Annotated in this window: 8 protein-coding genes and 1 pseudogene; 8 read left to right on the forward strand and 1 reads right to left on the reverse strand. The window is 41.8% G+C overall.

Going from position 1 to position 11,815, the window contains the following annotated elements; all coding sequences use genetic code 11:
* Positions 1–7 precede the first annotated feature (7 nt).
* The 6 genes and pseudogenes from FXV78_RS18480 (at position 8) to FXV78_RS12080 (ending at position 6,195) form a co-directional block, all read left to right on the forward strand.
* Positions 8–133, forward strand: a complete 126-nt coding sequence (locus FXV78_RS18480) for a hypothetical protein (RefSeq protein WP_004844526.1) — start codon at positions 8–10, stop codon at positions 131–133.
* Positions 134–301: 168 nt separating this feature from the next.
* The gene (locus FXV78_RS12060) at positions 302–610 is read left to right on the forward strand and encodes a hypothetical protein (RefSeq protein WP_009245229.1); all 309 of its coding nucleotides are present in this window, start codon (positions 302–304) and stop codon (positions 608–610) included.
* 80 nt (positions 611–690) lie between these two features.
* Positions 691–1,104: pseudogene (locus FXV78_RS12065) on the forward strand (response regulator transcription factor); the annotation flags it as partial.
* A 47-nt stretch (positions 1,105–1,151) separates the two neighbouring features.
* The gene (locus tag FXV78_RS12070; RefSeq protein ID WP_004844523.1) at positions 1,152–2,354 is read left to right on the forward strand and encodes a HAMP domain-containing sensor histidine kinase; all 1,203 of its coding nucleotides are present in this window, start codon (positions 1,152–1,154) and stop codon (positions 2,352–2,354) included.
* A 124-nt stretch (positions 2,355–2,478) separates the two neighbouring features.
* Positions 2,479–3,636 carry an iron-containing alcohol dehydrogenase gene (locus FXV78_RS12075; RefSeq protein WP_004844522.1) on the forward strand — a complete coding sequence of 386 codons (1,158 nt, stop codon included), beginning with the start codon at positions 2,479–2,481 and terminating at the stop codon, positions 3,634–3,636.
* Between the two features lie 27 nt (positions 3,637–3,663).
* Positions 3,664–6,195, forward strand: coding sequence for an FAD-dependent oxidoreductase (locus FXV78_RS12080; RefSeq protein WP_039960126.1), 2,532 nt, complete (start codon positions 3,664–3,666; stop codon positions 6,193–6,195).
* An 86-nt stretch (positions 6,196–6,281) separates the two neighbouring features.
* Here FXV78_RS12080 and hcp read toward each other — a convergent pair whose 3' ends face one another.
* Entirely contained in the window at positions 6,282–7,919 is a 1,638-nt protein-coding gene (hcp, locus tag FXV78_RS12085; RefSeq protein ID WP_004844520.1) for a hydroxylamine reductase, read from the reverse strand.
* Between the two features lie 741 nt (positions 7,920–8,660).
* Between hcp and FXV78_RS12095 the strand changes: the two genes are divergently transcribed.
* Both FXV78_RS12095 and uvrB read left to right on the forward strand, forming a co-directional pair.
* On the forward strand, positions 8,661–9,707 hold the full coding sequence (locus FXV78_RS12095) for a PDDEXK nuclease domain-containing protein (protein WP_004844518.1): 1,047 nt from the start codon (positions 8,661–8,663) through the stop codon (positions 9,705–9,707).
* Positions 9,708–9,812: 105 nt separating this feature from the next.
* The gene (gene uvrB, locus FXV78_RS12100; protein WP_039960124.1) at positions 9,813–11,798 is read left to right on the forward strand and encodes an excinuclease ABC subunit UvrB; all 1,986 of its coding nucleotides are present in this window, start codon (positions 9,813–9,815) and stop codon (positions 11,796–11,798) included.
* Positions 11,799–11,815: the final 17 nt, after the last annotated feature.

Genomic DNA, 11,815 nt, shown 5'->3' on the forward strand with positions numbered 1-11,815 from the left:
GTACGGTATGGAGCTGACAATTTTGATCGTTGTCCTGTTTTTGGGTGTGGGAATTCCCTTGCGGAATAAGAGATATAAAAAGTGGAAAAAGAAACGAGAAGATAAAAATGGAGAAGGATTTAAGGGGATATGATAGCATTTCTGGATGATTACTTCAATAAAGCAAAGGGCGATCGTGAGTGAAAGTTTAGATTTGTTAAGAATTGAATCAGAAATGTTTAAGATTTTTCATGGATAATAAGACCCATCAAAAACAGATAAGCCTTTGAAATAAAATCAAGAGGAAGAAGGATATCACAAGATGAAAGGATGTTACAAAACGAAAGATATTTTAAAAAGAGGAACTATATTATGCATGGCAGCAATGTTATCTTTTGGAACAGTAGCATGTGGATCGAACAGCAGTAAATCTGCAAGCTCTTCTGAAAAGAGTACAGAAAGTTCAGCCAGCAGTAGTACAGAAGCGGGTAAGAGCACAGAAAGTACTTCAGGCAGCAGCACAGACAATTCTACAAGTAAGAAATCAGAAACTTCTTCAAATGACAAGACTGGCAGTTCTTCAAGTTCAGGGACTACATCAGGAACAACATCAGAAAGTAAAGTGGATTAAAGATGATCGTAAGAGTGTATGTTTTAACAGACGTACGCTCTTAATTTTTGCAGGAAATCTTTTCCGGAGAGGAGCTGGATATGAAGAAAGAACAGGTATTGCTTATTGAAGATGATGCAGATATAAGAGAAGGCGTACGGATTCTTTTAGAAAGTGAAAATTATTGTGTGGAAGAAGCGGAAAATGGAAAAAGTGGATTAGAACTGTTGAGTGATGAAACAGACCTGGTGATCTTAGATATTATGATGCCCGGGATGTCAGGACTTCGTACGTGTGAAGAAATCCGCAAAGTATCCAATGTGCCGGTTCTTTTTTTGACGGCAAAAGCTCAGGAATCAGACAAACTGATCGGTCTGATGGCGGGTGGAGATGATTATCTGGCCAAGCCTTTTTCTTATGCAGAATTATTGGGAAGAGTCAAAGCACTTTTGCGTCGGTACAATATATACAGAGGCAGAAATAATGAAGTCCGTGAAGAAGCAGAACCTTATCTGCGGCGATAACATTTTTTGTATATTGTGCCATCAATTATGCAGGAGAAATGCTCATTAACAAGTATTATGACAGCTCAGAGCAGGAAGAAAAAAAGAATGAGTATTACATACAAGAGCTGCAGAAATATATCCATGAGAAAAATATCAGTTCTAAGGATGCAGACCAGTTAAACAGGTGGGTTGAACAACAAAAGGTGTTGCATGTCCGGGTATATAAGGGTGATATTGTAGTATTTGAATCGGAATATCCGGAACAAAAATTATGGGAAGAGGAGATTCCGGCAAATGAATATGAGTGGATGGATTATTACCCGATCGAATTTGCAGATGGTTCGGCTCAGGTGAACATATGGGGAATCTATGATTATCAATTTTATCACTATGCGATGATCGTTGAGGTACTTTTTTCATTTCTTCTGTTTTTACTGCTTGTTCTTATCGGAATACGCAGAAAGATGGATTACATTTTACAGCTTAGTAAGGAGATTCAAATATTAGAGGGCGGAAGCCTGGAATATGCGATTACTGTAAAAGGGAAGGATGAGTTGTCCAAGCTCGCCGAAGGAATTGAGAATATGCGAAAATCGTTTCAGAGGATGATTCATAAGGAGACAGAGATTGTAAGAGAAAACCAGAAAATTGTGACGGAGATGTCGCATGATCTCAGAACGCCGATTACTTCGATCATGCTGTATACAGAAATTCTGAAAAAAGGAAAGTATGAAAATGAAGCACAGTTGTTGGAATATCTGAAAAAGATCGATCAGAAAGCACGTCGTATGAAGCAGCTTTCGGAGCATTTGTTCGAATATTCTCTGCTTTCCGGAGAAGATGAGGTAAAATTGGAAGAACCAGATAATTTTGAGACATTACTATATGATCTTTTTTCAGAAACGTGCAGTTATCTGGAACAGAGGGGATTTCAGACGATTTTTCAAGTCCGGTGGCCGGATAAAAAAATCAGGATTTCTACAGATTATATGATGCGGATCATGGATAATATTACATCAAATATTATAAAATATGCAGATCCGTCTGTACCGGTGAAAATATTATCGGTTGATCAGGGAGAGATGGCAGGTTTTTGTTTTGAAAATCAGATTCGGCTTTCGGGAGAAAAAACGCAGAGTAATGGAATCGGATTACAGAGCATAAAAAATATGATGGAAAAAATGACGGGAAAATGTGCGGTTATGAAGGAGAAGAATGGGTTTCGGATTACGATTTTGTTCCCGGTTGCAGACAGCTAATGCGTCAAACAAGAGCATCAAATATATGAAAAAAACATAAAAAGAAAGACATTTTTAAAATTCAATGGTAAAATGTAACTATCTGATGGAAAATAGACGTATAGCGTAGGAAAGGCGGAGCAGTATGGAAAATTTTAATTTTTGTGTTGGTACCAGAATTTTATTTGGAAAAGGACAGGAAGAAAAGCTGCCGGAGCTTTTACGCCCATATGGAAATAAGGTACTGTTGACATATGGCGGCGGAAGTATCAAACGGACAGGACTTTATGACAGGATTAAAAACCTGCTTCATGAGTTTGAGATATTTGAACTTGGCGGGATCGAGCCGAATCCGAGGATTGAGAGTGTCTATGCGGGTGCGGAAATCTGCAAGGAAGAGGATATCGATGTGATTCTTGCAGTAGGAGGCGGCAGTACGATCGACTGTTCCAAAGCCATTGCGGCTGCTGCATATTATGAGGGAGATGCGTGGGATCTGATCTTACATCCGGATTGGATTGAAAAAGCACTTCCAATCTGTACAGTGCTGACGCTTTCTGCAACAGGAAGTGAGATGGATAATGGCGGAGTGATCACCAATCTGAAGACGAAAGAAAAACTGGGCTTTGGAAATCCGCTGTTGCTGCCGAAGGCATCTGTTCTGAATCCGGAGAATACATTTACGGTACCTGCAAGCCAGACGGCAGCAGGCAGTGCAGATATTATGTCACATATTCTGGAGGTGTATTTTGATACCAGAAGGGCAGCGGTTCCGGATCGAATCAGTGAAGGGCTTTTAAAAACTGTGATCCAGTATGCGCCGATCGCAGTGCGTGAGCCGGAAAATTATGAAGCACGTGCAGAGTTGATGTGGACGTCTTCGCTGGCGATCAACGGAATCTGTTCCACAGGAAAAGACTGTGCATGGAGCTGTCATCCGATGGAACATGAGCTGAGTGCTTATTATGATATCACACATGGAGTGGGGCTCGCGATCCTGACTCCGCGCTGGATGCGATATATTCTGAATGAACATACGGTAGAAAAGTTTGCAGAATATGCAAAAAATGTATGGGGAATCGCAGAAAAAGCGGATCTTTTTGAAACTGCAAACGCAGGAATTGATGCGACAGAGGAATTCTTAAAAAGCCTGGAAATCCCGATGACCTTGTCTGAGGTAGGGATTACAGAAGAACATTTTACAGAAATGGCAGAACATGCAGTGATCTTTGGCGGACTGTCAGAGGCATATGTTCCGCTGAAAGCAGAAGATGTTGTGAATATTTATAGAATGTGTATGTAAAGAATTTCGAAGAAGGAGGAAATGACAATGGAGACATTACAGTTAAGAGAGGAATTTTACTGGACTGGAATTGTAGATGACCAGCTTCGTGTATTTGACATTATTATGTATACAGAGTTTGGAACAACTTATAATTCTTATATTTTAAAAGCAGGGGATAAGACGGTTCTGTTTGAGACGGCAAAAGCAAAGTTTTTTGACGAATATCTGGAAAAATTAAGTGAGATTACGGATATCAGAAAGATCGATTATCTGGTAGTCAACCACACTGAACCGGATCATGCAGGAAGTGTAGAGCGACTTTTGGAACTGAACCCGGGACTTAAGATTATTGCTACAGGATGTGCCATCGGATTTTTAAAGGAGATTGTAAACGGAGAATTTACGGCGATTCCGGTGAAAGACAATGAGACCATGAAGATAGGCAATAAGACGCTGCGGTTTTTGAGCGTGCCGAATCTGCACTGGCCGGATACGATGTACACTTATATAGAAGAAGAGCAGATTTTAGTGACCTGCGATTCTTTTGGTTCTCATTATGGATTCCATGATATTTTGTTAAGCAAGGTGACACAGTGGGACGATTATGTGCGTGCCACAAAATATTATTTTGACAATATTATCGGACCGTTTAAGCCGTTTATGTCTAAAGCACTGGCAAGAGTGCGGGAGTTGGATCTGAGTATGATCTGTACCGGACATGGACCGGTGATCGATGACAAGATTTCGTGGATGTTGGATACTTATGAAGAGTGGTGTACTGTCGTGAATCCAAATCCGAAGAAAACAGTGATCATTCCGTATGTAAGTGCTTATGGATATACTGCCCAGCTTGCGCAGAAGATCGCAGAAGGAATAAAGGCCAGCGGAGATATAGATGTGCGCTGCTATGATATGGTAGAGGCAGATCAGGCAAAAGTGCTGGAAGAACTCGGTTTTGCAGACGGAATCCTGTTTGGAACACCTACCATTGTGGGAGAGGCACTTAAGCCAATCTGGGATCTGACGACTTCTATCTTTGCAGGGACACATGGCGGAAAACTGGCCAGTGCATTCGGCAGTTATGGATGGAGCGGGGAAGGTGTTCCTCATATAATCGAACGATTGAAACAGCTGCGGATGAGAGTAGCAGACGGATTTCGTGTGCGGTTTAAACCGGGCGAGGACAATCTGATCGACGCATTTGACTATGGATATAATTTCGGATGTATCCTTCAGAATAAAGAAAATAAAAGAGCAGAAAAAAGCGGTGCACGTCAGCTTGTAAAATGTCTGGTCTGTGGAGAAATCTTTGATTCTTCACTGGAAGTGTGTCCGGTCTGCGGCGTCGGAAAAGAGAATTTTGTTCCGGTGGACGCACAGGAAAGTGAGTTTTCCAATGATACAAAGGATTTCTATGTGATCCTTGGAAACGGAACTGCAGGCTGGAATGCTGCGGCTGAGATCAGAAAGAGAAATAAAACAGCTTCCATTCTGATGATCTCCAATGAGCCTTACCGCACGTATAACCGACCGATGCTGACAAAGTCGATCATGGCAGATTTGGATGAGGAGCAGATCGCGGTGCAGAATGCAGGCTGGTATGAGGAGCAGAATATCCAGCAGGTTCTGGATATGGAGGTGGTTGCGATCCATCCGGAAACAAAAGAAATCGAACTGGAAGGCGGTTTAAAGTTTGTTTATACAAAGCTGATCTACGCATTGGGATCTGAGTGTTTCATTCCACCAATCGCAGGAGCGGAAAAAAAAGGTGTGATCGCAATCCGCAGTTTGGATGACACGAAAAAGGTAGCGGCAATGCTGCCGGATGTGGAGCATGTTGTTGTAATCGGAGGCGGAGTTCTGGGACTGGAGGCTGCCTGGGAATTGAAGAAGGCCGGCTGTCAGGTGACGGTTCTGGAAGCGGCTTGTCAGTTGATGGGACGTCAGCTTGACGACGCGGCAGGTGAGATGCTCAAGCACATCAGCGAACAGCAGGGCGTGCAGATTTACACAGGTGTCAGCATTGCTTCTATTGACGGTGAAGACAATGTGACAGGAGTGACTTTGGCAGATGGAAGAACTTTCCCGGCAGAGCTGGTGATTGTATCTGCAGGAGTCCGTGCAAATACGGTGCTGGCTAAGAAGGCCGGAATCGAAGTGGACCGTGCGGTGATCGTCAATTCTAAAATGGAGACGAATGTGCCGGATATTTATGCATGTGGTGACTGTGCACAGTATGACGGTCTCAACTATGCAATCTGGCCGGAAGCATCTGAACAGGGAAAAGTGGCAGGAGCGAATGCGGCAGGAGAAGAGATGGAATATGAGACAGTTCCGGCGGCACTGAGCTTCCACGGAATGAGAACCGCATTGTTTGCAGCAGGAGACAACGGAAAAAATCCAAATCTGGTATACAAGACGATTGAATTGAAGGATATGGGCAAAAAACAGTATCAGAAATACTATTTCCTGAACAACCGTCTTTGTGGCGTGATCCTGATCGGGGATGTGAGCCGTATGGCGGAGATGACACAGGCACTGGAAGAGCATGTACAGTACCAGGAGTTAAAATTGTAAGAAACAGAATAAAAAGATAAGAAAAAGTGCAGAGCGAAAAAGAGCTCTGCACTTTTTGTGCATTCTCTGACGGTCAGAGAGACAGATTATTCACCGAAGAAAAGGCGCATATCGTGTTCAACTGTATCAATTCCTGAAATCTGGAAATTTTCGATCAAAAGCTTCGTTACATTAGGACTTAAAAATGCCGGAAGTGTAGGTCCCAGATGAATATTTTTCACTCCGAGGGAAAGTAAGGCAAGCAGGACGATCACAGCTTTTTGTTCATACCACGCGATATTGTAAATAATCGGCAGCTCATTGATGTCATTTAATTCAAAAATTTCTTTCAGTTTCAGAGCGATTACTGCGAGGGAGTAGGAGTCATTGCACTGTCCTGCATCCAGAACACGTGGAATTCCGTTAATATCACCCAGATTCAGTTTGTTATACTTATATTTGGCACAGCCTGCCGTTAAAATGACAGTGTCTTTTGGGAGCGCTTTCGCAAAATCCGTGTAGTAGCTGCGGCTTTTTGCACGCCCGTCACAGCCTGCCATCACAACAAATTTCCGGATCGCCCCGGATTTGACAGCAGAAACAACCTGATCTGCAAGAGCGAAAACCTGTGCATGGGCAAATCCACCGATAATTTCACCACGTTCAATTTCCAAAGGCGGTGCGCAGTGTTTTGCCTGTTCGATCAGCTTGGAGAAATCTTTGTTTTTTTCAGGTATGTCGTCAATATGCTGACAGCCGGGAAATCCAGCCGCACCGATAGTGTACAGGCGGTCTTTGTAAGTGTCCTTTGGAGGAACGATACAGTTGGTTGTCATCAGGATCGGTCCGTGGAAAGACTCGAACTCTTCTTTTTGTTTCCACCATGCATTTCCATAGTTTCCTCTGAAGTGAGAATATTTTTTGAATGCAGGATAGTAGTGTGCCGGAAGCATCTCAGAATGTGTATAGACATCAATTCCGGTTCCTTCGGTTTGCTCAAGAAGCATTTCCAGATCTTTCAGATCATGACCGGAAATCAGAATCCCCGGATTTTTACCGACTCCAATATTGACTTTTGTTATTTCCGGATTTCCATAGGCTTCTGTATTTGCCTGATCTAAAAGTGCCATTCCGGAAACACCGTATTTACCGGTTTCAAGTGTCAGATTCACCAGATCTTCCACGGTCAGGGTATCATCCAGCGTTGCTGCGAGAGCGCGTTGGAGGAAGGTATCCAGTTCTTTATCTTCTTTTAAAAGAACATTGGCATGTCTGGAGTATGCAGATAATCCTTTCAGTCCGTAAGTGATCAGTTCACGCAATGAACGGATATCTTCATCCTTTGCTGATAAAACTCCTACAGTGGCAGCTTTGGCTGCAAATTCAGAAGGGGCTGCAGACCATCGGGCAGCCTCCGGCAATTTTTCCGGATTTTTCAGTTGTAAAAGAAGCACTTTTTTGATCTGAAGTGTCTTTTCAATCTGGGAAGTGATCATTTCGGGATCAAAATTGGCATTTGTAATCGTTGTGAAGAGATTTTTGGTAATCAGCTGATTGATTTCACCGGTCACGTTTAAATCTTCCCGGCGCATCTGCGTTGTCACTGCAGATAATCCTTTCGTCACCCAGACAAGCAGATCCTGCAGAGCGGCTACGTGTGGTGTTTTTCCACATACGCCCATTTTTGTGCATCCGGTACACCCGGCTGTTTCCTGACATTGATAGCAAAACATATTTTGTTCCATTTTGATAATCCTCCTGTGGTTTCAATAAGGTTCGAAGATAAAAATTTCGAATAGTGATTCAAGTTATGGGAGGATTATAGCGCATGGAACAAGGAAAGTATGTTGTTATAACAACGAAAAAGAGAAAATGTATATAGAAATATTGGGGAGCTAAGATCTTATCAGAAAAGATTTTAAGGAGACGTTAGAACATGTGTTACTTGATAGCGAAACAGATTGATTAGGTCGGCTGTGTTGCATGGAAAACAACGTATGGAGAGTATGAACCAGATCATTTTGTTGGTTCAGAGGCAGAATTTGAAAAAGGAGTTGTAAATATGTAATAGAAGTTATAGTGAAAAAGTATATCACAGTACAGAACAAACATTCGATTTTGCTCTGTACTTTTATTTTATATTTTGATATAATAACGGCAGGGAATAAGTGTGAGCAAAATATGCCTATACTGATAAGGAGAAAATGTGGATCACTTTGAATTAGTATCAGAATACGCCTGCTTATCATAGTGAACAATAAAAACCTTGCCGTGCAGCTTTACGGTGAGTTTAAGGAGTCCTTCCCGGAGATCGCGGTGGAATAATTCGTGAGCTGGAATGTCAGGGGGGAAAACGAGTGCTATTTGGTGCTTTAGTACCGAATAGTATGGATTTTTCGGATGGAATGATTATTGTCCGATATCAGAGGAAGAGATTATAGAGTTTTGCGAAGATTAGAGTAAGAAAAATGAAAGGATGTGAATAGATGGATAACATTCAAAAGGAAAATTTTTATAATAAAGTAATAGAGTTATTCCAAAATGCAAAAAAAAAATTATCAGTTGCAGTAAATATGACGATGGTATACTCATATTATGAAGCAGGGCGAATGATTATTGAAGAGGAACAGGATGGAAAAGAACGTGCAGCATATGGAAAGTACATATTAAAAGAATTATCAAAGAGGTTAACGCAAAAATTTGGGCGAGGTTACTCGTATGATAATTTAAAATTGATGAGAAAATTTTATCTGGTATATTCTAAAGATTCAATTGGGGAAACGGTGTTTCCCCAATCTGAAAACTTGCCGACTACAAAAGAAGGAAGAAAATTTTATTTGAGTTGGTCTCATTATCTTATTTTAATGAGAATAAGTAAGATTGAAGAACGTCATTTTTACGAAATAGAAGCATATAGAAATGGCTGGAGTAAAGATGAATTGGCACGTCAGTATGGTAGTTCGCTATATGAACGTTTGTCATTGAGCAGAAATAAGGAAGAAGTAATGCGTCTTGCAACAGAAGGACAAATGCTTGAAAAGCCAGAAGATATATTCAAAGATCCGTATATTTTAGAGTTTACAGGACTTCCGGAAATGGTTACTTATTCTGAAACGGAATTGGAAAATCGAATTATAGATAATTTGCAGAAGTTCCTATTAGAATTAGGGAGAGGATTTACATTTGTAGGCAGACAGGTTAGATTTACATTTGAAGAAGAGCATTTTAGAGTTGATTTGGTGTTTTATAATCGTTTATTGCGTTGTTTTGTATTGTTTGATTTGAAAATTGGCCAGTTAAAGCATCAAGATATAGGACAGATGCAGATGTATGTCAATTATTATGACCGAAAAGTTAAATTGGACGATGAAAATGCAACAATAGGTATTATAATTTGTAAAGATAAGAAGGATGCTATTGTAGAAATGACATTGCCTAAGGATAATAATCAGATATTTGCGAGTAAATACGAAACGGTACTTCCTAGTAAAGAAGAATTACAAACAGTGTTGGAAGACAAAAATTTTGAATAAATAAATGATGAATACTCGACGGAGTATTTTGCATTCCGTTACGAATATATTTGAAAATGTGGCTGACAGTAAGCATACGAAAAGTCACACATGGAGGATTTTGCTATGGATAGATTCATTTTGAAAGCCCCATATAAGCCAACCGGAGACCAGCCACAGGCGATCGAGCAGTTGGTAAAAGGTTTCAAGGAAGGCAATCAATGCCAGACTTTACTAGGGGTTACGGGTTCTGGAAAAACTTTTACGATGGCAAATGTTATTGAGCAGCTTCAGAAACCGACGCTTGTCATTGCACATAATAAGACGCTGGCAGCGCAGTTATACGGAGAATTCAAGGAGATGTTCCCTGACAATGCCGTGGAATATTTTGTCTCCTACTACGACTACTATCAGCCCGAAGCCTACGTCCCATCCTCGGATACCTACATCGCCAAGGATTCAGCAATCAATGATGAGATTGATAAGCTGCGGTTATCTGCTACGATGGCACTGGCAGAGCGCAGAGATGTGATCATTGTGGCGAGTGTTTCCTGTATCTATGGACTGGGAAGTCCGGTAGACTATCAGAACATGGTGATTTCTCTGCGTCCGGGGATGATCAAGGACAGAGATGAAGTTGTAGCAAAGCTGATTGAGATTCAGTATGACAGAAACGACATGGACTTTCATCGTGGAACATTCCGGGTTCGGGGAGATGTTTTGGAAGTGATTCCGGCATATGAGTCAGACGTTGCGATCCGAATTGAATTTTTTGGTGATGAAGTGGATAGAATCACAGAGGTGGACATTCTTACAGGAGAGATCAAAGACGAGTTAAAGCATGTAGCGATTTTCCCGGCATCTCATTATGTGGTGGATAAAGAGAATATCAACCGCGCCGTCAAGGCGATTGAAGAAGAGCTGGAAGAGCGCGTCAAAGAATTTAAAAGACAGGATAAGCTGTTAGAAGCGCAGCGGATTGCTGAGCGGACAAATTTTGATATTGAGATGATGAAAGAGACAGGATTTTGCTCTGGGATTGAAAACTATTCCCGTCATCTGGCAGGATTGGCGCCCGGACAGGCTCCATATACACTGATTGATTATTTCCCGGATGATTTTGTAATTATGATCGATGAGTCTCATAAGACGATTCCGCAGATTGGAGGAATGTATTCCGGGGATCAGTCGAGAAAGTCGACGTTGGTGGATTATGGATTCCGTCTTCCTTCTGCGAAAGACAACCGCCCGTTGAATTTTGAAGAGTTTGAAAGTAAGATCAATCAGGTATTGTTTGTGTCAGCAACCCCGGGAGTTTATGAAGAGGAGCATGAGCTTCTGCGGGCAGAGCAGGTGATTCGTCCGACAGGGCTTTTAGATCCGGAAGTAGAAGTGCGTCCGGTAGAAGGTCAGATTGATGATCTGATCGGTGAGATCAATCAGGAAATTTCCAGGAAAAATAAAGTGCTGGTTACAACTCTGACAAAACGGATGGCAGAGGATCTGACAGATTATATGCGGGAAATCGGGATTCGCGTAAAATATTTGCATTCCGATGTGGATACATTAGAACGGACGGAGATCATCCGTGATATGCGTCTGGATGTATTTGATGTACTCGTGGGAATTAATCTTTTGAGAGAAGGTCTGGATATTCCGGAGATTACGCTGGTGGCAATTCTGGACGCAGATAAAGAAGGATTTTTACGTTCCGAGACTTCTCTGATTCAGACGATCGGGCGTGCGGCACGAAATTCGGAAGGTCACGTGATCATGTACGCAGACAAACTGACAGACTCGATGCGTCTGGCAATTGATGAGACGGAAAGACGACGCAAGATTCAGATGGCATACAATGAAGAACATGGCATTACGCCAAAGACCATTCAGAAGGCGGTCCGCGATCAGATCAGTATTTCCAAAAAAGTAGCAGCAGAAGAACTGAAGCTGGAGAAAGATCCAGAGTCTATGAGCAGGAAAGAACTGGAGAAGTTGATCGGAGAAGTTACGAAGCGAATGAAGAAAGCGGCAGCAGAGCTGGATTTCGAATCAGCGGCAGAATTAAGAGATAAATTGATTGAGCTGAAACAGATATTGAATGAGATCGAATAATTATGATATAAATGGGA

Source organism: Mediterraneibacter gnavus ATCC 29149 (assembly GCF_008121495.1).
GTDB classification, from domain to species: domain Bacteria; phylum Bacillota; class Clostridia; order Lachnospirales; family Lachnospiraceae; genus Mediterraneibacter; species Mediterraneibacter gnavus.